Here is a 23,147-nt window from a genome sequence, read left to right on the forward strand (position 1 = left end):
AATGCCCTACTCACCAAATGAATAGGGCGTGTTTTCAATTCAGTGTAACTATTTGCTCGCTGATTTCAAACTGGCAGCATAGCCTTGGGCTTGTTTAAGTAACCGCAGCGCATTACCACTCCAAATATCTGCTAGGTCTTCTTTGGTATAGCCCTCTTCCAACAAACGTTGTGTAATCATGGGCAAATTAACCACATCCATCATGTCGTCTACACCGCCGCCGCCATCCCAGTCTGCGCCAATACCTACGTGCTTGGGCCCCACAATTTCTAACGCATGTAAGAAGTGTTTCATGTACACATCAAACGACGCTTTAACCGCGGGATGCTCATGCTCTATTTCCCTACGCTTTTCTAACAAATCTTTGTGGTCAGCACCTTGTTTAACCATTGCCATTAATCCCTTGTAAGCTTCTTTACGCTCAGGGTTTTCGGGCAATGCAGTAAGGTAGTCGCTGTAAGCATTCATTTGAATAACTCCGCCCGACTCGGCAAGCTGCTTAAGCAAGTCGTCGTCAATATTTCGCGGATGATCATAAATTGCTTTCACGCCAGTATGCGACAATATGATGGGCGTTTTGGACAATTTAATCATGTCTTTCACCGTTTCATCATGAGCATGGGAACCGTCTAACACAATCCCCAGTCTATTTGCTTCGCTCACAAAGGTTTCACCTAACGGCGAAAGCCCACCCCACTTTACGCCTTCGGGATCGGTAGAACTATCACCAAGCTGATTGTTTTTGAAATGTACCGGCCCCGCCATTCGTAGTCCAAACTTATAAAAAGTTTCAAGTAGGCTCATATCCGTCCCTAGCGGATAGGAATTTTCCATACTCATATAGACAATATGTTTGCCGGCTTTTTTGATCTCACTAGCATCATCGGGCTCTAGTGCTAATGCAAAGGTTTCTGGATGTTCGGTAACCATGGTGCGAACAGCAAGCGCCCGCAGTAGAGCGGTATCACGGCTTTGTTGATAACCTTCTGTCGTTAGCGGGCCTTGTGGAGTGTAAAGCACCCAAAAACCACCATCTAGCGCTCCTTCTTGCATTCTTGGAACGTCCACTTGTGAAAAGTCATGTCCATAGGTATGACGTTCCATGATATCAAACCCGGGCCTGACCAAATGCGCAGGCGTATCGAGATGGGTGTCCAAGGTCACTAGTTTTCGCTGAATAGCTTCGGCTTCTTCTAGAGATATGGTATCGGCTGCCTGTGTTACAGAACTCACCATCGTGGTTCCAAGACCTAAGGCTACCACTACCCCAATCATTGCTTTGTTTAATTGATACAGCTTTGTATTCGTTTTATTTGTCATGTTAGAAAGCCACCGTTAATGATGCTTGCACATTGCGAGGGCTTAAAGGGCGATAGAAAGCCGAGCCTACAAACGCAAACGACAATACTTCTTTGTCGAAAAGGTTATCTACGTTCAAGCGTAGACTCACATTTTCAGGCATACCAAAAGGGTTCACACCGCCTAAATCCACATAGGCACTTACCGTGGTGTAGCTATCCATTTCATAGGTTTCGGCGTAATCGGTATAACGGCTGCTGGTATATTTTGCTGATACATTCGCTACTAACCATTCTGTTGGCTCGTAGGTAATGCCACCTGTCATCACCCAGTCTGGGCTATCAGCCAAGGCGCTGCCTTCAGGGTTGCTACCGAAGCCATCTACTAAGCTGGCATTTTTGTACGAGATATTGGCATTCATGTATAACTGTTTTTTGAATACTTCAGGCTGATAAACACCCGATAATTCAAAGCCGTAAGCTTCTGAAGCACCGCCATTAATATAGAAGCTCTCTGGCTGCCCAGTGGCGGGGTTTAATACGTTACTGGCAAACAAACGATTATCAAAGCGGGTATAGAATAGCGCTAATGCCGCGTTAAAGTTTTCTTTGTTGGTACGGTAGCCTAATTCAATATTATCGGCTTCTTCACCTTCGGGTGTATCGGGTTCAAAGCTAACCGCATTGTCATAAATGTCATCTGTACCATTAGGTAGCGCGTAGTTTTTCGAGTAAGACGCGAAGACTTGGTCGGTGTCATTTAGTGTATATACCGCGCCTATTGAAGGTAAGAAATGGTTGCTAAATTTGCCGCCCACAGACTGAGGCCCATAGCCCGCTTCACCATCAATTTCATAGTCGTTGTAGTCGCGATATCCATCGAGTGAATAATCCACACTTAATGACTTTATACCCAGTTCAAGCTTTAAATTATCGTCCATTAAGCTAATGGTATCTTTCACGTACAACTGCGTAGTTTCACGTACCGAGGTATAATCTCGACGATAATATGCCACCTCATCCCAAATCACGTCGCCGTCAGCACTACCGCCAGTTTTATTTAAACGCTGTTGCGTACGATGGTAAGTGTCTTTTTCCTGCCAGCCACCAAATTGTATATCGTGGGCATCGAGGGTTAAGTTGAAATCAGCAACAAAGCCTTTTCTATCACCACCTACTGACGATAAGCCGTATTGCACCCCACGTGGGTGCACTACATCTAGCCCTGCTGCCGCCTGATCTTCATAAATACTTAAGGTGTTACTGTAAGAATCGGGAGAAACACCATAACCATCTTTATCTTCAAAATAATAAGTACCGGTAAATAACAAGTTATCTAACAAATAGGTTTCAAGCTGAGCAGAATAAAGCTTATCGTCGCGAACGTTTACGCGGTCTTCGTAATAACTTGTACAGTTACTGCCGGTGAACACAGGGGTAAAGTCGCTTTCATCAGCCACTCCATCTTGGTTGAAATCGTAAACACCGGTTAATGGTGCGATACAGCCTTCAGGAATGGCGTCTAGGTAGCTGTAATAATAGTTATCATCAAAAGTCGCTTCGGTGCCGGAGGGTGAGTCGTAATCAAAAAAGTCGTTCGCCACATAACTAACGGTAAATTTCGTTTCGTCACTAAAGGCATAAATTGCTTTACCCTCAATGTGCTCCCTGTCGATGGTACCTGGCCCGCGCCATAAATCGCTGTCGGTTTTCGAGCGACTTACGTAAGCCTTGAAACCATTAATATCTCCGGTTTCCAATTTAACGAAAGAGCGATTTAAATCATCATCACCAATGGTATAAGACATCATGCCACCGGCTTCGTCAGACGGGTCTACCGAATAGTACGAAGCTATAGGCCCTAAAGTAGAATAACTTGGTGCGGAAACATCGCCTGCACCTGGAGAAGCCACTACAGACGCTAAGTTCTCGTTATCTACATATCTGAAAATAGGGCTACCGCCAAAAGCATCTGAACGCCCCATGGGTACGCCATTCAATACAAAGCCCATTTGGCTTAAGTTGAATGCGCGCACATTCACAGAGTTTCCAAACTCATATAAACCTAATGCACCGTCCGTTTGCACATTAAAACCAGGTAAACTTTCTAACATTTTGAGCCCAGATATACCGCCTGGGGCCGACAACAACGCTTCTCGTGTAACGGCTAGCGTATTGGTCACTTCACCAGTACCAATGGCTACCTCGGTAGTAGAGATACGACGACCTACTACTTGAATTTTTTCTTCTTCAGTTTCAGCACTGGCGGTTTCACTTTCTTGTGCATACGCAGGGCTGACGGCAAACATTGCCGCAATAGAGACACTTAATAGTGTGGGACGGAACGATTTATTTGTTTTTATCATGAGTGTGTTTCCTGCTGTGACTGCAACTACGTACCAACTCGGAGGAAAACCAAGCGGGAGTTCAATCAACACATCACAATAAACATACCAACAACGTTAGACTTAAGTATAAATATAGGCGTTATTTTAATCAGGCGAGCAGCCACCTAGCCTAAGCAACTCATCTGATGAGTTTATTCTTAATCGTTTTTGTAGGTAACCATTCACATTAACCACTATTACGCTTTGGCAATGCACCAAGAGATCGCCAGTGGAAATAAGTGGTGCACCACAACAGTGAACAGGTCACCTTTAAAAATTAAAACACTCTTTAATTTTCAACAACTAAGACATAAAATCTGTGGTGGCGATCAGGCTATTTTAAAACACATTATAAGTGTAAAAACTGCGGTATGCTTGCTATTCACTTTTGCAATTTTTATATTGCTTAAATAATGACATCATCCAAATAATTTAAACTTCATGGAACCGAATTACGCCAATTACTCCTACAATGAGTTACTAGAGGCATTAGAAACCATTGACCATCACGCATACCCTGACCGAGTCAATAGCATCAAAGCAAGATTAGCCACACTAGATGATAAAAACGGTAACGTATCTATACGTGGTGATTATAAAGACATCAGCCTATTACTGTTTTTAATTTGTTCGGTACTTGGTGTGATGTGTACTTGGATGCTAATTAAAGGAAATGAAAATGATTTTAGGGCTATCGTTGGCGCCTTTCTGCTCCCCGCCGCCCCTTTTTTATATTGGCACTACAAGAAAAAATGGAAAACTCACGCAAAAGACCTCTTCATTCTAAATAAAGAGGGCGTGCTTTATAGCTTTAAAGGACAAGATGCCAAATTAGCATGGGCGAATATTACGTCCATCGAGTTATCCCGAACCAGATATCATAGCAGCCTATCTTTTGAGTCAAAGCATAAAGATAAAAGTATCTATATTGATATAAAAAAGTTTCGGTGTAGTCAGTTAACAGTAGAAAACTTCATTAGAAAAAAGGCCGCCGAACACGGTATGCCATATTATAAAAGCACATTATGGAGGGGCAAAAAGCGAATAGCATAAGCAAGGTCCTCACTCCCAAAACCCTTGATAAAAGCGGCTTATTTTAAAGACCTTGCGTTGATGATATGAGTCTTAAATTATGCTTCTTAAGCTTTACGCTTGGGAATATCTGCTGTAATGCTTAAGTAAAATAGTTAGTTTACGCCAACTTAGCGTTAAAAAATGCAATGGTTCTAGACCATGCTAACTCAGCATTGTCTTTATCAAACCGCCCCGTAGAATCGTTATGAAAGCCATGGTTCGCATTTTTGTACATATGCATGTCGTACGAGACATCATTAGCTTTCAAATCTTCTTCGTATTCTGGCCAAGTGGCATTTACTCGCTCGTCTAATTCACCAAGTTGAATAAGTAATGGTGCCTTGATATTTTTGCGTAATGCTTTGGCTGCTGGGGTACCGTAAAAAGGCACACCTGCATCTATAAGGTCGCTATCGATGGCAGCTAGGTAGTTCACCATGTAGCCACCGAAACAAAAGCCCACGGCGCCTAGTTTTCCGCTAGATAATTCATGCCCTTTGATAAATTCAGCGGCGGCGACAAAATCATGTTCTATTTTTGAACGGTCCAGAGTTCGCTGCATAGCGCGGCCTTCATCGTCATTGCCCGGATAACCACCTAATGGAAATAAAGCATCGGGAGCAAACGCAATAAAACCCGCCTTTGCTAGTCTTCTGGCTACATCTTTAACATAAGGATTTAGCCCTCGGTTTTCGTGTATTACCAATACTACCGGCGCTTTCTTTTGCGTGGTTTCATCTTGTTTCAGCGCATTCGGTACGACCAAATAGCCCTTACCTTCTCCATGCCCTTTGGGTGAAGCAAAGGTTTCGTAGGTTGCGGTAATATCTGGATCATTAAAAGATATCTGTTCGGCCAGCGCGTAGTTAGGTAACAATGCAGAGGTTAAGAAAGACATGGAATAACCAAGGGCAACCAACCCTGTGAGCTTGGTCATGAATGTGCGTCTGTCCATGCCTCCGTGGGCATAAGCGTCGTACCAATCGAAAGCTTCTTGTGGAATGGCTTTGTTTTCCTGCTCAAGGCTGTTTTCCCGCTGAAGGCTCTTGTCCCGCTGAAGGCTCTTGTCCCGCTGAAGGCTCATAGTTAATCCTTAATGATACAAAGTGGTAATGCTAGGTAAGTGAACTGCTAGTTAATAACTAAATAAGTGTGGGTGTCCAGACTAATATCCAATTTAATATGAAAACAGGCGTACTTTTGCGTCGTACCGCATTTATGGCGAAGATAATCGTAAATGCAACGTAAATAGGTTTCATTACTACAAATAAGGCGTTAGCTTTACTCCAATATCACTATTTTGATACGTCATTATGATGTCGTAAAACATGAGGCTTATATGGGAACGTTAAAAGAACAAACTGAAGCGAAGGTGGAAGCTGGCCGTAAAGGTAACCCAGATTTCATGAAAGGAGTTGATGCAGAAATAGCAAAAGCTAAATCGTTTCAGCAAGGCAGTGATGCATTGGCTATTGGTGATAAAGCACCGGCGTTCACGCTGCCAGATGCAAAATCGAATACTGTTTCACTCTCTTCTCTATTAAACCAAGGGCCTGTTGTAGTCACTTTTTATCGTGGCAGTTGGTGCCCCTACTGTAATTTACAGCTAAGAGCACTTCAGTCTCGATTAGACGATATTAAACAGCTAGGGGCAACGTTAGTGGCGATAAGCCCGCAGGTGCCCGATGATTCGCTCAGTGAAGATGAAATTAGCAAAATGGATTTTATCGTACTGTCAGACCAAAGTGCTAAAGTTGCAGCTCATTACGGCGTAGCGTGGGAAGTGCCTGAGTTTCTAATTGAACATATGAAAAATGATAGGCAACTCGACCTAGAAAGCATCAACAATGGTAATGGTAACATTCTGCCTATTCCAGCAACCTTCGTGCTTAATCAAGGTGGCGACGTAACCTGGCGCTATGTAGATGTAGATTATCGAACTCGCTCAGAACCGCAAGATATCGTTGATGCGCTTAAAAACATGTAAGCCTAATGGCTTGCAATCTAGAGAGTAGGATACTAAGACTCGGTAGATATGCTTAAAACAGCAAAAAGGTGGCCATGGCCACCTTTTTTAAATTATGTGCTGAGCAACAACAATGTAAATGAAAACTACATACTCAGGCTTCAATTTTACTACTTATTAATTTTTTGTCTTCGCTGCAGCCAAATCAATAATTTCAACGTTGGTATTAAATTTACCATTGGTTAAAACATTATTCATTTTATCTGGATCTTCCGCATACTCTTGTACAAAGGCTAAGATATTTTGACCGTTACAAGTAACATTCTTAGCAATATAATGCTTTCTCAAACCAGAATCTTTAATTGATTTATGTAATTGAATTTTGCTGCCTTGCGCTGCAACAACACATAATTTAGAAGATACTGAATCATCCGCTGAAAATAAGGAACCCGCTGCGTTCGCCATACCAATAGTTGACAAAGAAAGAGTGATTGTCGCTAATGTTTTAGTGAAAGTTTTCATCATTGTTATCCTTTAGGTTAAGTCGAAGTAAGTTTTGCAACCTAAATGCCAAAACAACAAAATCAAACAAAATCAAACAGATAACCAGTTAATATCATTTCCCCGACATAGGCATAGATATCTAAAAGACTTAAAATTAGCTTTTTTGACCACAATTTAGCCTTAATTTTAATCAGTTTTATTTTTATTTTTATTTTTATTTTAAGCATTGTTTAACTAAAACCCAATAAAAATAATTCCTTCATTTAACTACCTTTCCGACAATTAAAAAATCGGCCATTAATAACGCTTAATTAAATGAGCATTAACTATAATTTAAAAATAAAAATTGAAGCGCATTAATTAATTTTTATCACAACCAATTAATCATGATCTCATTATTTATCTGTTCAGTATTTTTAAAGGGGAGACACCCGCATTGAAAATCACTTACGGAGATTAATTACATGTTAACACGAAGGAATTTCATAAAAGCTGGTGCTGGAGCAGGAGCGGCGCTAGGTCTTGGATCTATAATGAGTTCAACTGCTGCGGCACAAGAACTTAAGCTTAAGACTTCTACGGGGCCATTAATGCCTACCCTTGGGGAAATCGAAAAAGGCGCGAGTCTACCCACCAATGCGATGACAAGTAGTAAACATTATCGCCCAAAGTACCGGATGGGTTTAGGAGGGCTTGCAGCTGGAAACGGCTTTAATACTATTTCCAGTGACGAAGAAATACTGCAGATGCTCAATACCGCATGGGACTCGGGAATTCGGCATTATGATACATCGCCATTTTACGGCTTAAGTTTAAGTGAAAGGCGCTACGGCGATTTACTGAGGAATAAAGAGCGGGATGAATATGTGCTTTCTTCGAAAGTAGGTAGGCTGTTAACCGCTTCGTCTAAACCACTAGAGAACAGTTGGCACTGGGCCGATCACTCTCCGTTTCATTACCGCTACGATTATACGGCATCAGGCACACGACGCTCCATTGAAGACTCATTACAACGTATTGGCGTATCATCCCTTGATATTGTGTACATTCACGATTTGTCACCTCAAAACAGCGATATGGGTGACGATTGGGTGCACTACTTCGATCAAGCCGCTAAAGGTGCTATTCCTGAATTAGCGAAAATGCGCGATGAAGGTATTATAAAAGGTTGGGGATTTGGCATTAATACTCCCCATGCAGCCTATAAAGCCCTTGAAATATCAGACCCCGATATATTTTTGTTAGCCTTACAATATTCCATTTTGGATCATGATGAAGCCTTAGAGAAGACCTTCCAGCTGTTGGATAAACGAGATATGTCTGTGGTGGTAGGCGCTCCGTTAAATGGTGGTTTCCTAGCCGGTAGAAATAGATTCAATTATTCGAGCAAAATCCCGAATGCCATGTCACAGAAATTTGATGCTATTAACACTGTTGCCATGAAACACGGTATCGATATGAAAACTGCAGCGTTACAGTTTGCTGAAGCCCCAGACACTGTCTCGGCCATCATTCCTGGCGCTCGAACTATGGAGCAAGTGACAGCGAACATTAAGGCGATGAAAGTAAAAATTCCTAGTGAGTTTTGGAGTGAGTTGAAGTCTAAAAACCTTATCGCTCAAAACGCCCCCGTTCCTAGCTAAATACTTTTAAGATAAATGATCTTAAGGTAGATGATTTTAAGGTAGATGCTCTTAAGGTAGATGATCTTAAGGTAAGCATTACAAAACTAAAACTTTTCTGCTTTCAATTTATCGACGAAGGTAAAGTGAAGTATTCAGTAGGAAGTTAGTGGCACAGATAGGCACTCATAGTTTTACGTTTAATCCATAAGGTAAACGTGAGTGCCTATTTATCCTTCACGCTAGTCATGAACTCTAACGATGCCATTTCTATCAATCGGCTTTTAGTGCGCTCAAACTCGAACATCAGTGAGCCGCTTGTATAAATCTCTTCCTGAGGTACGTAAGCCGTCATGACCAAGTTAGTTTTACTGTCATAACATTCGTCTACCAATGCAATAAATCGGCGTAATGCATCATCCATTGGCGCTAAAACCACTTCCCGCTCTCCGGTTTCAGCAGAGGCGATGTTGATATTCGAGCCATTATCTTCTGTGCCCCGCGCTTTAATTCTCTCGTATGCCTGGCCACTCATAGGCGGTACGTTGAACACTAAGATGGTTTTATACAATTTGGCTAACTCTACGTAATCAAAGTGACTACGAGGCCCTTCACACAACGAGGAAAAATCAAAACAAACTGCTTTATGGCTTATGCCTGAATTGCTTATATCAGTGTCACTTTGGGCGATGGTATTAATAGTTCGCCCCAACACCGTTACGCTTGAAGCCACATCATTAAATATTAAGTCGTACTGACGAAGGAGGGTTTGATGCAATTTTGCCTGCGCTTGCAATGATTTAGGTAATTCGAAATAACGTTGAATGTAATTAAGCGCACGCTTTCTATGGTCTTGTTCGCCATTAAGATGCAGTACATGTAAATGGGCTTCAATGGCCGCGATAGCGGGTAAAAAGCGTGAGCGCTGTAATCCATTTCGATAAAGCTCGTTGGGCGCGCAGTTGCTGGTACACACCACTACCATGTTAAGTTCAAACATGTACTGCAGTAAGTTACCTAATAACATGGCATCGCCTATATCAGATACAAAGAATTCATCAAAACACAGAACCTTGTGCTGCTTACTAAGCTGCTTGGCAATATGGCGCAGGGGCTCAGACTTACCGGATATCTCAGTGAGACGCTTATGCACATCCTGCATAAAATGATGGAAGTGTTTTCGTTTACACAAAGTGCTAGGCAAACACGCGTCTAGCAAGTCCATTAGAAAGGTTTTGCCCCGCCCTACCTTGCCCCACAAATAAATACCTTTATTCTGTGGTTGCTTACTTTTAAGAGAAGCATCTTCTTGAGCACCCTGTAACGAAAGATACAGTTGCTGAAGTAATACAATGGCGTGTTCTTGTGATGGGTCTTTTTGAAGTTTACCCGAATCGACAAATGCTTGATATTTGGTAAGCGGTGAGGACCGTTGCATACAGGTTTTTTATGATTGTTGCCGAAGAAGATAGCGTTGCGCGTATGTTTGAACTTTCAAACTTTTACACCCTATGAACACAGTGCAAAGCGCAACACTCGATGATTACCAGCTTACGATTAAGAGGTTTTACCCCACACTGAACTTGGCTTATTGGCTTTCTCTTTCGCTTTTTGGGCCTGCATATCCGCTTTTACGTTCTCGCGTATTTGCTCTTTCGTATGCGCTGTTTTTTTGGCATCAGGACGATACTTCTTCACCATGCCCTGTAGTAAATTTCGTACTACTTGGTCACCAGCCACTTTATAGTTTCTGTGATCGGGTTTTCTGAAAAACGCAGAAAGTTCGTTTTTGCTTAATCTGAAATCAGCCATTTGAAGCGCATTAATCATGTCTTCGTCTTTGTAGCTCATAGCAATACGGATTTTTCGAAGCACTTCGTTGTTACTCAAACGCTCACCGGCTTTTAAAATAACAGGCTCAACACCTTCTTGTTTGCCACGTCTTTTAATGATTAAGCCGTCTAAGAACAAAGAGATGATTTTGTCTCTGCAAGGTAGATACCCTTCTTCACCTTCTTTTTTCATAATTGAATGAAGGTAGTCTACATCCATGTCGTAATCTACTAACTTGAAAATACCGATAGCAGCGGTATCGTTAATTGCCAAAGCAAAACGTAGGCGTCGTAGAACATCATTGTGGATCATGGTTTTTAGTCTTAATCTAGAGGTGGCTCATTTATTATGGCGTAGTTTATCGCAATGGCTAATAGACCGCGAATTAAAAGCGCGGGTTTGCGTGATTTGATTCGGCTTTATGTTTAATTCGTGTTATTTACGGTAAAAAATCGATCCTAATTGGCGGTTTTCTTCTTTAAACTACTACAGCAGCTTTTTATTCGGCGTACTTATGACACCAACAAATAAAAGTAAACATACAGCAAGCAAACCCTTTTACCTGATTTTAGTCTTATTGGCGTTAAGCTTCTTAGCTGGGTGTGCCAGCAAGGGCCCACAAATTAACATTGATGAAAGCCAAAATTTTGCTGACATCAATACCTTTTTTGTTCGGCCCCCACTTAATAGTTTGAACCCAGAAATAGAAAGCCAACTTACATCAGCGATTAGCCGAGCACTTATCGCCAAAGGGCTTAAGCCCTCGCCAGAAGAAGGTGCAGATGTACTGGTAGGTTTCCTTCCTTCTACCGCCAGTGAAGAAAATGACACGCGGTTAAACCTAGGATTAGGCACGGGTGTATTTGGGCGTTCTGGTGGCATTTCCCTTGGCAGTATATTCAGCGTACCCATTGGTGAGCGTGTGACGCAATATCAAAATCTTCAAATCGATGTGGTACGTGGCGATACCTTTATCTACAGTGCGGTGGGCAGTGTAGAAGTAGAGTCTACCGATTCAGTCACTATCCAAAATAAACTTGGCGAGTTAGTGGCCAATTTACTTGAAGCCTTTCCAGCAAAATAAAAGTCACTTATGCCGGGCGCGTGGCATAATGTGAATAGTTAGCTTGCTTGTTATAAGGCTCTCTCGAGTATGCATCGCAGGCAATAAACCCTATACAGAAGGTTTTTTATGAAAGTTATATTCTTTGCTATCACACTTTTTCTCACCGGATGTGCAAGCACTAACGGCTTAGCGGTGTTCTCTTTTTCAAATGCTGAAGTTCAGTCGTTGCTTACCAAGCAAATGCCTAATTTAACTGAAAACGTTAATCTTATGGGCTTGCCTGTACAGCTAAATGTGAATGATGTGAGCGTAAATATTGGCCCAGATAACCGCGATGTAATATCACTTGGGTTAGACACAGGTGCCGAAATTAATGCTTTCGCCTTTAAATACCCCGTACGTTTAACCTTTCAGATTGAAGGCAGCCCTTACTATGATAGTGAGCAAAAAGCCGTATTTCTCCGCAACCTTAATTTACTCGACTCAAGCGTAGAAGCAGGAAGCTATAAGGGAAATCTAAAGCCATTAAACAATGAAGTGATGAATTTACTCAACGCTTTTCTGGCGGTTAATCCTGTTTATAAATTAGATATGAATAACCCTAAAGTGGCGCTATTAAGCAAAGTACCGCTAGACATGAAAGTGGTTGAGGGTGCTGTTCAATTAGTACCAAGAAGCTGGAATTAGTATCAACAAACTGGAATAACTAGGCCATAATAAAAAATAATAATAAGGTAACGCATGAAGATTAGCTTAACACTGCTTCAAATAGCACCTCGATTAGTCGCGATGGGCACTTTAGCGCTAATAATGACGCCAGCAACAGCTTTTAGCGCTGAAAAGATGGCGACTGCTCCTATTATTCAGCCAGCCCCTTTAGTGTCGATTGCCAGCCACGATAGTTTTTTTGACAGTATACGCGCGCTATGTGGTAAAGCGTTTGCGGGGAAAGTAACGGTTGATAACCAGCCTACTAGCAGCATGACTGATAAACCTTTGGTTATGCATGTCAGGCGCTGTAAAGACGATGTGTTATATATCCCCTTCCACGTGGGTGAGGATGCATCTCGGACGTGGATCATTACAAAAACGGGCTCTGGGTTGTCGCTCAAACATGATCATCGCCATAAAGATGGTAGCTACTCGGAATCGACAATGTACGGCGGCCATACCCTTGATGCTGGTTGGCCCCAGGTTCAATCCTTTCCCGCCGATGCCTACTCTAAAGCCTTGTTTGCGAAAAGTGGCATTCCCCAATCAAGCTCCAATATTTGGCAAATGTTTATTTACCCGGAAACCTTTACCTACCGATTGATTAGAGAAGGCAGAGAGTTCCGGGTCGATTTTGATTTAACCCAACCTATACCGGTTCCTTCGGCACCCTGGGGCTATGCTGACTAAGTTTGGTAATACAAGAAGGAGCGCCTTGCACTACTTAGCTAAATGCGGGGCGCAAACGTTAGCCGTTTGCTTAGCATCGAATATTTCAATCCAATAATCATCTGGATCTTTAATAAATGCGATGCCTTTCATCGAACCATCGTTAGGGCGTTTTTGGAAAGGCACACCTAGCGCTTCAAACCTTTCACATGCAGCGTCTAGATTCGGTACGTGAAAGCCAATATGACCAAAGCCTTTTGGTTCACTATTGCCATTATGATAGCCAACACTATCTGCGGTATCTCCCCAGTTATGAGTAAGCTCTAACATGGCTGGACGACCAAAAGTTTGTGCGGTGCGCTCACTGTCATCTTCGCTAATATCAGAAAAATCGTCACCCGCTGCTAAGAAATAAAGGCTAAATTTCATCTCTTCAAAGTCAAGACGTTTTAGCAAGGTCATTCCCATTACTCGTGTATAAAAATCGAGTGAACGCGCAGGGTCGGCAATACGCAACATCGTCTGATTGAAAACAAAGCCTTCGGTGGCTTTATCTTTGTCTTCACATAACCCTTCAGCATTATCAAAGTGTCGGCTCATTGAAATAGTATCCTTAGTTAAGTGACGTTATTAAGCGTTAAAGTGGGGGCAAACAACCAATTAAACAACAACAAAAGCAGCAACAGGTCATTTATTGTACAGCCATTTAGACTATTTGACCCTATTTACACCACTTTCACTCTGTTAGTACAAAGCCTGAACATTTATACTTTGTTTATTCACTTGGCTTTACCCGAACTCATAATAAATGCGCTTTTTTGTTTTTATCCTGTTACTGGTTGTTTGTACTTCTGCCCATTCGCAGAAGGCTAGCCCCTTGCTTTCTCAGGATGAAGCGTCATTTCAGCGCGCTGAAACACTACTTTCCCAGGCACAACAAGCACAAGATTCCTCGCCAAAACGCAGCACTATATGGGCCAATCAAGCCCTAAAAATATCGGAAGAAATAGACGATTTTAGCACGTCCGCACAAGCGCATTTTCTACTTGGAAAACTAACGAGTCGAACCAATCAATACAAAAAATCACAGCACCATTTTTTTACCGCTTCAGCTATATTTGAAAAGCTCAACGATACGGAAAATTATATATTGTCGCATGTGGCCTATATCGATGTATTGGTGAAAGATAAACAATTCACCAAAGCGGAAAACGCTATTACAACGCTAGTGCCATTGGCTTTTCAATACGGCGTAGATTTCCCTATTGCGATTACCTTAAAAACCAAAGGTGATTACCATTTCGCACGGGCAGAACACACTATCGCGGTTGTGCAATATTTGATGGCTATTGAATATCTCACTGCCAACGAAAGTCACATCCAAAAACTAAACGCAAGAACCCTCGTCAGAATTGCTGAAGCCTACAAGCGTTTAGAGAATCGAGAAAAAACCGCTGAATATTACGAAAAAGCATTAGCCATTTTTACTGATTTAAATGAAGTGAAATCTATGGCGCGTACCCTCAACACACTGGCTGAAGCACATCGTTATCTTGGCAATTTAGTACTCGCACTAGACTATGCATTACGAAGCCTGGCCCTTCACGGGCAAATAGATGATGCTGAAGGCCGTGCTAAAGCATTAACTGGCGCAGGCATTATTTACCGGCACATTGGTCGCTATGAACAGTCTTTAGAGCACGTTCATCAAGCGCATCTGTATTATAAGAAAATTAATAATGCAACGGGCATTGCTAAAACGTCAAATCAGATAGGCCATATTTATTTTAGATTAGAACAATTCGACCAAGCCCGCTCGTTCTACATGCTGTCCATTAGCTTGCCAGAGGAAAAAGTTGAACCCAAAACCCTTGCTACCGCACTGAGAGAAAGTGCGATTATCGATTACAACAAGGGTAACTATGCTTCGGCGAAATTGTTAGCGCAGAAAGCGGATAATATCTACCGAGACAGTAATGACAAAGCAAAACAATCAATAACTCAGCGTATATTGGCGAACATTCAACGAGACGAAAATAACATTTCAGGCGCGCTTGATTATTATGAAGAATCACTGGTTTTAGCCACAGAGATAGAAAGCGATTTTTACCAAATTAAAACGCTCATTCCATTAGCTACCATGCTTTTTGATACTGACATGGAAGAGGCTGTAAAGCTGTTAAAAACAGCCGTAGCATTAGCTCGTAAAAATGGCTACAAGAGCTATATGTTAGAAAGTTATCGTCATCTACGTTTAGCAGAGAAACGTAGAGGCAATACAGCAGCCTCTTTACAATACGCTGAACAAGAAATTGCCTTAAGCGAAGTTATTCAAGAAGACATTAGTAACAACGAACTCGCGCTGGAGAAAGCCAAGCTACATTCATTAAGACTAGAAATAGAATTAGAAACGATGCGAGAGACAACCAAACTCGATAAGCTTGAGCTGGCTAGAAAGAACAATGAAATTGAGATAGCCCAGCAAGCCACTACCATTTCAGAACTGGAATTAACTAAAAATAGATATGCCAGTGTCGCATTAGCATTATTATTAGCTGTTTGTTTAACAGCGATACTGTTTATTTATCGTCGCTTTATGCTGTCGAAACAACACAACAGGGAACTCGACTATTTAGCCACACGAGACCCATTGACGAACTGTTTTAATCGCCGCGTTTTGTTTGATTTAATGAAACGGGATTTTGCGAGAAAGCCAAAGCCTGAAGAATATTGCGTGATAATGATAGATATCGATTATTTCAAATCTATCAATGATAATTACGGGCATACCATCGGTGATTCAGTACTTCGAGGCGTTGCTAAAACGTTACAAAAATGTGTTCGTCAAAACGACGTTGTTGCAAGATTTGGTGGAGAGGAGTTCTGTATTGTATTACCAGATACCTCCTCTGACCAAGCCATGCGTATAGCTGAAAACATGCGAGAAACTATTCAAGTTTGCCGCTTTGATGATATCGCGGTTACCTGTAGTTTGGGCGTAACGACCATTCGCAATAATGCGACAACACCTTCTGAGTTTATAGACCAAGCCGATCTCGCGTTATTTAAGTCTAAATCGTTAGGCCGTAATCGGGTAACCTTGTGGAGCGAGGCTCTTGCTAGAGCGCAAGACTAACGTAACTATACAACGGTAATTACATCTTCCATCGGCAAACGTGCCTTAGGTAAACCGTGGTTCCAGTCTTGCTCTTCGTCTGCATAGCCAAGTGCAAGCGCCACTTCACAAACATGTCCGTCTAACTCTTCGCTAAACAATTCACCAATCAAATCAGCGTCTACACCTTCCATTGGTGTAGAAGAAATACCAAGACGGGCTAGAGTGTGGAGCAAGTTTCCAAATGCTAGATAAACTTGAGCTTTTGTCCATGCACCGTTGTAGCCATTCTCATCAGTATTAGCTTCTGCAAAAGCGTAAGCCCCCATAAACGAGTCTCGCATTGCTTCTGGTAAGTGACCAGACGCCACCTCAGCATCAACACGCTTAACAAATTTCTCTTTGGTAAACTTAGGGTCGTAAGCAAATAAGATTGTGTGCGATGCTTCTTTTGCATGCAATTGGTTGAACTGGTGCTTGTTAGCAAAAGTGTCGTGTAGACGCTGTTTTGCAGCGTCACTTTCAACCACAACAAACTTCCAAGGCTGAGAGTTTATAGAAGAGGCTGATAACCTTAGTGCTTCCAATATAGTGGTTAAATCTTCTGAAGAAATGCGTTTGCTACTGTCGTACTTTTTAACGGTATAACGCTGGTTTAAATCACTGATAATTTGATTAGACATAACTAATTCCTAATATTTAATGCGAATACTTTAGATGCAGAGAAGTTTAACGAGTTATACTAAAGACGATAAGCCCAGTAATGATTGAATGAGTTTAAACAATTTTTTGATAATGGAAGCGCAGGCTAATCACCTACTTTTCACTGCCGTACTAGAAATAGAAGGCGGATAATGGAAAATTGCGCTATTTTTGAAATCACTATCGATACAAAAGAGCAGTAATGACAGAGCAACCGTCTCTTTCAATTAAAAAGAATCTAACAATTCGCCTGTTACGCGTACTTAGGTACAACAAGGCTAGAGTAGAACGCGCACTTGTGCTTATGCCTGCTGAGCACAAGCCATTGTTTCATGTACTGCCGTTTTTACTGCACGTAAATCATCCTGAGCTTCCAGGTTATATTGAAGGCGAAAATATTCCCTTTGGTATTCATAACTACTCATTTCGCGATGTTGTTGAAAATGCACTCTTGCAATGCTTTCCAGATAAGCGTGATTTGCTTTCTGATATCAAGCCCCTGTGGCCCCGTCAGCGAGCTATTGACGCTTTGGTACTGATGGGAAGTATTGGCACCATTGCACAAACTGACACCTCTGATTTCGACTATTGGGTTTGTGTCGATGGCAATAAACGCTCAGAAGCATCGCTTACTAAACTACAAGAAAAATTAACTGCCATTGAACGTTGGGCAGACAGTAAATTCGGTATAGAAGTGCACTTTTTTCTATCTGAAATTGACAATGTGCGACGCAACGACTTTGGTATTGCCGATGGAGAAAGCGCAGGCTCTGCTCAAGCCCTGTTTCTTAAAGCTGAGTTTTACACCACCAATATTGTAGTGGCTGGAAAGGCGCCTTTTTGGTGGTTAACCCCAGAAAAGACAAATGATCAGCAATATGCAGCATTAAAAGACCACTTAGAAGACGGTGGTTCCCCAGATTTAAGTTGGTTTATGGACCTTGGTAACCTTGAAAAGCTCGACGCCAGCGAATTGTTTGGTGCTGCAATATGGCAGTTAAGCAAGGCCATGGACTCGCCGTTCAAGTCGGTACTAAAAATAGCGAAGTTAGAAGTTTATCTTGCTCATATTGAGCACGGTCAGCCTTTATGCAGCTTGCTTAAAAAGCATGTTCACCGAGGTGCTGAAGCACCTGGACAAGTCGCGGTTATCGACCCTTATGCGCTAATGTTCGACCAACTTATTGAACATTACGAAAAGGAGGGGCAGCCTGAAGACATGTTATTGCTTCAACAGTGCCTGTACCTCAAATGCAATTGCAAACTAAGCCAACCGCCGCTGCGTGGCGAAACATCAACGTTTAAACGCAAGATAATAGCGGCCTACGCTAAAAAGTGGGGATGGACAAAACAAGACCTTTATCATTTAGATAATCAGCATGAATGGACGTTCCATGAGCGGGTTCAATTGAGCCGACGTATTCACCGGTTTCTTTTGAAATGCTATCGACGTATTTCAAGTCAGCTTGGTGCTGAACAACAAACTATGAGTAAAGAAGACATGACCGTATTAGGTCGTCGACTGAGTACGTTTTATGGCAAGAAACCGAACAAAATTGAATTTCTACGCCGCGCGTTTGATGAAAACCTTTACTGCGAAACGGTAACCGTGGCGTTAAAGCAAAGTAAAACAGGGCAAGAAACTTGGACAGTGTATGCCACAGATATGCTCAGCAAGTCGGGAAAAATATCGCAAAATCAGAAGATAACGCAAACATCCTCTGCTATTGAGTTAGTTGTATGGTGCGTAGCAAATCGTATTATCGACGCAAAAACCACCATCTATCTTGATTACAATGCCACAGAGGTAAGCGAGCTGGATTTGAACGACTTATTGAAACATATCTGCCGCTACTTTCCACCCATTAAAGTCTCTTCGCTGCAAAGGGATAACTTGCTTACTAGCGCTCGCGTTACAACCTGCTTAGCGGTGGTAAATTTCAACACGCTTAGGCAAAAGGCGAGCGTTGAAGAAGTCTCTGTGTTGTATACCACATCGTGGGGCGAAACCTTTTTATTTCACGGGAAAGATGTGCTTGATACACTCTGGTTTGAGCTTGAAGAAACGGAGCCTACACCGCCTTGTTATGCCATGGTACCTCGCGGAAATCAGCAGTCTCGCATTCAGGGTGAGTTTTTAGAATCCACAGGTGTGAGTTTTTCACTTATTCACTAAACACGCCCTCTGTGTTCTCCCTCATCTATTCTGCGCCTCTCTTTATTGCCAAACAGCCACTTTAGCTAGGCATGCCATAAGATTACTTATCTTGAACCTGAAAAAGCTAATATTTTTTTGTTTATCTAGGTATGCTAGAAAACAAATCTACGTATTAAATTGTGGCGCTATCATGCTAAAAACTAAAACCCAAAAATCCGTTCTCCCTTTTGTTTTGTCACTAACATTGCTGTGTACCCTGTTAAGTGCCTGCACTAACGTCACTACCACTACTCAATCGGCAACGTCACTCGATAAAAAACTTACCGCAGAACAACTCATCGAGTCTCTTGATTTAACCGGTCACGTTGAAGGTGGTTTTTTTCGCCAAACTTTTAAAGCAGATCACAGGCCGCCAATAAGTACAGCAAACGGTGATAGAGTGAATATGACCTCTATTTATTACCTGCTAAGTGCCAAATCCCCTATTGGACATTTTCATATGAATCGTTCTGACATCATGCATTACTTCCACATGGGAGACCCCATTACCTATTACCTCATTAACCAAGATGGCAGCCTTGAAACCCATGTATTAGGGCCCGACCCTACGCAAGGTCACAAGATGCAAATGGTGGTGAAAGGCGGAACATGGAAGGCATCAAAAATTCTCACTACAGGCCCATATGGTTATGGCTTAATAGGGGAAGCGGTAGCGCCTGGTTTCGAATACGTTGATATGCAATTAGGCGAACGCGCTGAGTTAATTAACCAATTTCCTCAGCACAGTGAGCTCATTACATCGTTAACGCGATAGATCATATACCTTGAAAAAAAAGGGGGGTGGTAAAAGTCCCCTGCCTTCTTTTGTGTAAACTCTTGATGCGTATAATCCCCCTGTTATAGTAGGTGTTTACCCACTATCAAATTAATTATCTACCCTACAAATTTGTCCACCCTATAACTACATCAAATATAACAATAGAGAAGGTTAACTATGAGCCCACGTACTGTCGCATTTTCAAGAACACGCTTAACTGAGCTAATGGTTCCTTCTTTTGCCAACTTTGGCGGAAAAGTTCATGGGGGAGTAATATTGTCCCTAATGGATAAAGTGGCCTACGCTTGTGCTAGTAAACATGCTGGCGCCTATTGCGTTACGGTTACGGTAGATGGCGTTGAATTTTTACAGCCTGTGGAAGTGGGCGAACTATTATCGCTAGATGCTACTGTGCATTACGTCGGAAACACTTCATTGGTGGTGGGTATTAAAGTCACATCTGAGAACATCAAGACCAATAAAGTGAAGCATACCAACAACAGCTTTTTCACGATGGTGGCTAAAGACGACAACGGTGTGCCAGTAAAAGTGCCTGAGCTTGAACTCAGCAACCCTCACGAAATGCGTCATTTTGTCACAACGATTAAGCGTAACAAAGTGAAACGTGAAGCGCAGGCAAGAATACAAAAAGAGCACGATGACTTTATCCCAAAAGCCGATTTTATATTACTTGATAAACAGCGCTGCACCATTACTTTCGATAAAGATGCGTCTTATACACAAGAGTAAGATACAAAAAAGCCCCTCCTGTTGAGCGACAGCAAGGGGCTTTCTATTGTATATGCTTTTAACGCTCGCGGTTAAAGACCTGCGTGGTACTGACTTACCGTGGAAGCTGGCACCATACTATTTAGCGTCTCTTCTACGTGTTTATCACCGGCTAATAGCTGTTCGAATTGACGAATAAGCACCACTTTATCTGGCGATACTTTGTCTCCTGCGCCAATGTTGGTTAGGTCAATCATGAAACCGTCGAACAAGTCAGACAAATCGTTCATCACTTCCATATTTAAAAACTGATCTTCGTTGTAAATACTCGGATATCCGGCCTTTTGTTTATCGATGGCGAACGACATACCTTTCACATTGGTAATGCTGGTTGATTTGTCGCACGAGAGCATGCACCCGTTGTCAATTCGTGGCTTCTCACAACCTACACTCTGTTGGAAGAAACACTGCCTGCTGGTCATCAACAAAATAGGGTGATAAATACTGTAAAACAATTTGAAGTTTTCAGGTCGGGCAATATTCTTCATTTGCATACGGTTAAGCTCGTTTGAGATGAACGCACCGTGACAATCGAAATCTTCTTTCATCGCCATTAACGCATACGAGTTGGTCGTATTTAAGAACGGCCCTGCAATCCACTTTATGCCTAACTCGTTAGCTTTGTAGGCAATGCCAGTATTGTTAGTCACTATTAATGGCGGCATAACTTGTTCAAGTATGTTCACTGCCACATCATAATCTTTGCCAATAAGTACCGCGGGGAACCACGGAATTAAACGTGGGTTATCTTTTAAGAAACCCACATACTTGGTGCAATTACGCTTATAGGCATCTGGCAACTTAAAGTAAATGTCAGCATCCGTTTCATCGGCCAAATGCACGTCTGCTTCATCACAAATTAGCAATGAAAGTGCTGGCTGCTTATCGGCTTCGCTTTTGGGGTAATTTGTCAGTTTAGGTAATACCACTTCAGGTATTAGCGACTGTTCACCATTAAGCTGTTTCATGGCTTCGTTTTTGAGCGCTGTAACATCGCGAAACGGCAAACTAAGGCCTGCACCTAGTTGTGTGACATCAAGACCAGCAATGCTGTATTCACCCGTACCTAAATTCTTAAAACGCTTCTCTAACAAGGCTTCGTCTAACGCATTTTTCTCGCTTTTAGACAACACGCCTTCAGAACGTAGTGTAATGGTTTTAGGGGCAATTGAATTGATGTCGTCTTTAACAGAGCCATCGTCAGTATTAGTCGACTGGCCCGCAGCTAAACCATGAGTTTTAATAGTTAGGGTTAAACAGCTTCCCTCCTCACCTGAAAAAACGAGCGTAGTAGGTATTTTATCAATAGATAAATATTGAATTTTCTCTCTTACCAAGTCGTGTAGCTCGTTCTTTTCTTGATAAAGGGTTTGTTTCACTTCTTGTATTTGCACCACTGAAATACGGTTAACGTCTTTCGCAGACGCATCACTTGCGCTTTCTGTTTGCGCCGCTTTTTCGATAGCATGATTTTTTGAGTTATCACGTGGGTTATCAATAAACATCGATTGATTCAAATCGCCACGTAAAAACGCGTTAGAAAAATCTCGGTTGAAAACCTTATAAAGGCGTTCGCCGTCCTCTAACAATTCGCCAGTTTCTAAAAAGCCATCTATTTGCTTTCTAAAACTATCAATAACGGTATGAACGTAACTAGCGCCTTTTATCCGCCCTTCTACTTTAAACGAGTAAACACCGGCTTCTATCAATGCTGGCAGGTCGAAAAACGCTGAATTGTCTTTAATATTTAGCGGAAAATTATGCCCCGACTCGGTGGTTTCATATTCTTCACGGCAAGCCTGACTACAGCGGCCTCGGTTACCCGAGTTTCCGGCACTCGCAGAGGTTGAATAACATAACCCTGAGAACGCCACACATAAAGACCCATGCACAAACACCTCGGTTAGCACATCGTGTTCGCGGCTTACTTTGGTAATGGCAGTAATTTCCCGCAGGTTTAATTCTCTAGACAAATTAACCCGCGAAGCCCCTAGTTTTTTAAGAAAAGGGATTTGACCGATGTTGTGCGTGGTCATTTGAGTAGAAGCATGAATATCAAGCGTAGGAAAATGCTTTTTGATAAGATTGAACATGCCAATATCTTGCACAATCACGCCATCAAGCGTGGTATTAACCAACTTACTTAATAGCTTTGCAAGGGTGGGAAATTCTTTTTCAAGAATAACGATATTCAACGTTAAAAATATTTCGCAGTCGTATTGGTGCGCCAAGCGAATAACGCCTATTAGCGCATCGAATGAAATATTAGACGCACGATTTCGAGCGTTAAAATTATCTAACCCGCAGTACACCGCATTGGCGCCCGCAATTATGGCGGCTTTAATCGCATCAACATCGCCACCTGGGGCTAATAATTCAATTTTCGGATTCGTGTGAGTACTGTTCATGTAGATGCTATATTGTGGGAAACTTTAT

The 23,147-nt window shown here is 42.1% G+C and carries 18 protein-coding genes and 1 pseudogene; 10 read left to right on the top strand and 9 right to left on the bottom strand.

The features are described from left to right. Nucleotides 1-48: 48 nt before the first annotated feature. Nucleotides 49-1,320, bottom strand: coding sequence for a dipeptidase (locus ALT761_RS14585; RefSeq protein WP_129739707.1), 1,272 nt, complete (start codon nucleotides 1,318-1,320; stop codon nucleotides 49-51). 1 nt (nucleotide 1,321) lies between these two features. Next, complete coding sequence (locus ALT761_RS14590) at nucleotides 1,322-3,664, bottom strand: TonB-dependent receptor (protein ID WP_129739708.1); 2,343 nt, start codon at nucleotides 3,662-3,664, stop codon at nucleotides 1,322-1,324. Nucleotides 3,665-4,126: 462 nt separating this feature from the next. Between ALT761_RS14590 and ALT761_RS14595 the strand changes: the two genes are divergently transcribed. Further along, entirely contained in the window at nucleotides 4,127-4,738 is a 612-nt protein-coding gene (locus ALT761_RS14595; RefSeq protein WP_129739709.1) for a hypothetical protein, read from the top strand. A gap of 139 nt (nucleotides 4,739-4,877) precedes the next feature. On the opposite strand, the gene ALT761_RS14600 is transcribed toward ALT761_RS14595, so the two are convergent. Next, nucleotides 4,878-5,843 (bottom strand): dienelactone hydrolase family protein, encoded by a 966-nt coding sequence (locus ALT761_RS14600; protein ID WP_129739710.1) that lies wholly within the window; start codon nucleotides 5,841-5,843, stop codon nucleotides 4,878-4,880. A gap of 255 nt (nucleotides 5,844-6,098) precedes the next feature. Between ALT761_RS14600 and ALT761_RS14605 the strand changes: the two genes are divergently transcribed. Further along, nucleotides 6,099-6,746 (top strand): peroxiredoxin-like family protein, encoded by a 648-nt coding sequence (locus ALT761_RS14605; protein WP_129739711.1) that lies wholly within the window; start codon nucleotides 6,099-6,101, stop codon nucleotides 6,744-6,746. Between the two features lie 156 nt (nucleotides 6,747-6,902). Here ALT761_RS14605 and ALT761_RS14610 read toward each other — a convergent pair whose 3' ends face one another. Continuing rightward, complete coding sequence (locus ALT761_RS14610; protein ID WP_232043468.1) at nucleotides 6,903-7,250, bottom strand: DUF3718 domain-containing protein; 348 nt, start codon at nucleotides 7,248-7,250, stop codon at nucleotides 6,903-6,905. A 443-nt stretch (nucleotides 7,251-7,693) separates the two neighbouring features. On the opposite strand from ALT761_RS14610, the gene ALT761_RS14615 reads away from it, so the two are divergent. Then, on the top strand, nucleotides 7,694-8,872 hold the full coding sequence (locus ALT761_RS14615; protein WP_129739712.1) for an aldo/keto reductase: 1,179 nt from the start codon (nucleotides 7,694-7,696) through the stop codon (nucleotides 8,870-8,872). 205 nt (nucleotides 8,873-9,077) lie between these two features. Here the strand turns inward: ALT761_RS14615 and zapE are convergent, their stop codons facing one another. Continuing rightward, nucleotides 9,078-10,289 carry a cell division protein ZapE gene (gene zapE / locus ALT761_RS14620; RefSeq protein ID WP_129739713.1) on the bottom strand — a complete coding sequence of 404 codons (1,212 nt, stop codon included), beginning with the start codon at nucleotides 10,287-10,289 and terminating at the stop codon, nucleotides 9,078-9,080. A 119-nt stretch (nucleotides 10,290-10,408) separates the two neighbouring features. Further along, the gene (locus ALT761_RS14625; protein ID WP_129739714.1) at nucleotides 10,409-10,996 is read right to left on the bottom strand and encodes a DUF1456 family protein; all 588 of its coding nucleotides are present in this window, start codon (nucleotides 10,994-10,996) and stop codon (nucleotides 10,409-10,411) included. 202 nt (nucleotides 10,997-11,198) lie between these two features. On the opposite strand from ALT761_RS14625, the gene ALT761_RS14630 reads away from it, so the two are divergent. The 3 genes from ALT761_RS14630 (at nucleotide 11,199) to ALT761_RS14640 (ending at nucleotide 13,151) form a co-directional block, all read left to right on the top strand. After that, nucleotides 11,199-11,768, top strand: a complete 570-nt coding sequence (locus ALT761_RS14630) for a DUF4136 domain-containing protein (RefSeq protein WP_129739715.1) — start codon at nucleotides 11,199-11,201, stop codon at nucleotides 11,766-11,768. A 108-nt stretch (nucleotides 11,769-11,876) separates the two neighbouring features. Next, nucleotides 11,877-12,437 carry a DUF1439 domain-containing protein gene (locus ALT761_RS14635; protein WP_129739716.1) on the top strand — a complete coding sequence of 187 codons (561 nt, stop codon included), beginning with the start codon at nucleotides 11,877-11,879 and terminating at the stop codon, nucleotides 12,435-12,437. A gap of 123 nt (nucleotides 12,438-12,560) precedes the next feature. Beyond that, on the top strand, nucleotides 12,561-13,151 hold the full coding sequence (locus ALT761_RS14640; RefSeq protein WP_129740663.1) for a hypothetical protein: 591 nt from the start codon (nucleotides 12,561-12,563) through the stop codon (nucleotides 13,149-13,151). Nucleotides 13,152-13,181: 30 nt separating this feature from the next. On the opposite strand, the gene gloA is transcribed toward ALT761_RS14640, so the two are convergent. Beyond that, nucleotides 13,182-13,730: a lactoylglutathione lyase gene (gene gloA / locus ALT761_RS14645; protein ID WP_129739717.1), complete on the bottom strand. Its 549-nt coding sequence runs from the start codon at nucleotides 13,728-13,730 to the stop codon at nucleotides 13,182-13,184. Nucleotides 13,731-14,007: 277 nt separating this feature from the next. Here gloA and ALT761_RS14650 point away from each other — a divergent pair, with 277 nt between their 5' ends. After that, nucleotides 14,008-16,266: a tetratricopeptide repeat-containing diguanylate cyclase gene (locus ALT761_RS14650; RefSeq protein ID WP_232043469.1), complete on the top strand. Its 2,259-nt coding sequence runs from the start codon at nucleotides 14,008-14,010 to the stop codon at nucleotides 16,264-16,266. A 5-nt stretch (nucleotides 16,267-16,271) separates the two neighbouring features. On the opposite strand, the gene ALT761_RS14655 is transcribed toward ALT761_RS14650, so the two are convergent. Continuing rightward, nucleotides 16,272-16,928, bottom strand: a complete 657-nt coding sequence (locus ALT761_RS14655) for an NAD(P)H-dependent oxidoreductase (RefSeq protein ID WP_129739719.1) — start codon at nucleotides 16,926-16,928, stop codon at nucleotides 16,272-16,274. 221 nt (nucleotides 16,929-17,149) lie between these two features. On the opposite strand from ALT761_RS14655, the gene ALT761_RS14660 reads away from it, so the two are divergent. From ALT761_RS14660 to ALT761_RS14670, 3 genes and pseudogenes are all read left to right on the top strand, one after another. Next, entirely contained in the window at nucleotides 17,150-19,123 is a 1,974-nt protein-coding gene (locus tag ALT761_RS14660) for a class I adenylate cyclase (protein ID WP_129739720.1), read from the top strand. 292 nt (nucleotides 19,124-19,415) lie between these two features. After that, nucleotides 19,416-19,919: pseudogene (locus ALT761_RS14665) on the top strand (cupin domain-containing protein); the annotation flags it as partial. Nucleotides 19,920-20,099: 180 nt separating this feature from the next. Further along, complete coding sequence (locus ALT761_RS14670) at nucleotides 20,100-20,672, top strand: acyl-CoA thioesterase (protein WP_129739722.1); 573 nt, start codon at nucleotides 20,100-20,102, stop codon at nucleotides 20,670-20,672. Between the two features lie 71 nt (nucleotides 20,673-20,743). On the opposite strand, the gene ALT761_RS14675 is transcribed toward ALT761_RS14670, so the two are convergent. Next, a complete protein-coding gene (locus ALT761_RS14675; RefSeq protein WP_129739723.1) occupies nucleotides 20,744-23,119 on the bottom strand; it encodes a peptidase U32 family protein in 2,376 nt (791 codons plus the stop codon). Nucleotides 23,120-23,147: the final 28 nt, after the last annotated feature.

The sequence above is a fragment of the Alteromonas sp. 76-1 genome (assembly GCF_900654235.1).
Taxonomy (GTDB): domain Bacteria; phylum Pseudomonadota; class Gammaproteobacteria; order Enterobacterales; family Alteromonadaceae; genus Alteromonas; species Alteromonas naphthalenivorans.

Bases quoted from the DNA above. Each gene is read 5' to 3' on its own strand.
- zapE (WP_129739713.1), bottom strand. From the start codon at position 10,289: ATGCAACGGTCCTCACCGCTTACCAAATATCAAGCATTTGTCGATTCG.
- ALT761_RS14595 (WP_129739709.1), top strand. From the start codon at position 4,127: ATGGAACCGAATTACGCCAATTACTCCTACAATGAGTTACTAGAGGCA.
- ALT761_RS14585 (WP_129739707.1), bottom strand. From the start codon at position 1,320: ATGACAAATAAAACGAATACAAAGCTGTATCAATTAAACAAAGCAATG.
- ALT761_RS14670 (WP_129739722.1), top strand. From the start codon at position 20,100: ATGAGCCCACGTACTGTCGCATTTTCAAGAACACGCTTAACTGAGCTA.
- ALT761_RS14610 (WP_232043468.1), bottom strand. From the start codon at position 7,250: ATGATGAAAACTTTCACTAAAACATTAGCGACAATCACTCTTTCTTTG.
- ALT761_RS14615 (WP_129739712.1), top strand. From the start codon at position 7,694: ATGTTAACACGAAGGAATTTCATAAAAGCTGGTGCTGGAGCAGGAGCG.
- ALT761_RS14675 (WP_129739723.1), bottom strand. From the start codon at position 23,119: ATGAACAGTACTCACACGAATCCGAAAATTGAATTATTAGCCCCAGGT.
- ALT761_RS14655 (WP_129739719.1), bottom strand. From the start codon at position 16,928: ATGTCTAATCAAATTATCAGTGATTTAAACCAGCGTTATACCGTTAAA.
- ALT761_RS14660 (WP_129739720.1), top strand. From the start codon at position 17,150: ATGACAGAGCAACCGTCTCTTTCAATTAAAAAGAATCTAACAATTCGC.
- ALT761_RS14630 (WP_129739715.1), top strand. From the start codon at position 11,199: ATGACACCAACAAATAAAAGTAAACATACAGCAAGCAAACCCTTTTAC.
- gloA (WP_129739717.1), bottom strand. From the start codon at position 13,730: ATGAGCCGACACTTTGATAATGCTGAAGGGTTATGTGAAGACAAAGAT.
- ALT761_RS14635 (WP_129739716.1), top strand. From the start codon at position 11,877: ATGAAAGTTATATTCTTTGCTATCACACTTTTTCTCACCGGATGTGCA.
- ALT761_RS14590 (WP_129739708.1), bottom strand. From the start codon at position 3,664: ATGATAAAAACAAATAAATCGTTCCGTCCCACACTATTAAGTGTCTCT.
- ALT761_RS14600 (WP_129739710.1), bottom strand. From the start codon at position 5,843: ATGAGCCTTCAGCGGGACAAGAGCCTTCAGCGGGACAAGAGCCTTCAG.
- ALT761_RS14625 (WP_129739714.1), bottom strand. From the start codon at position 10,996: ATGATCCACAATGATGTTCTACGACGCCTACGTTTTGCTTTGGCAATT.
- ALT761_RS14605 (WP_129739711.1), top strand. From the start codon at position 6,099: ATGGGAACGTTAAAAGAACAAACTGAAGCGAAGGTGGAAGCTGGCCGT.
- ALT761_RS14640 (WP_129740663.1), top strand. From the start codon at position 12,561: ATGACGCCAGCAACAGCTTTTAGCGCTGAAAAGATGGCGACTGCTCCT.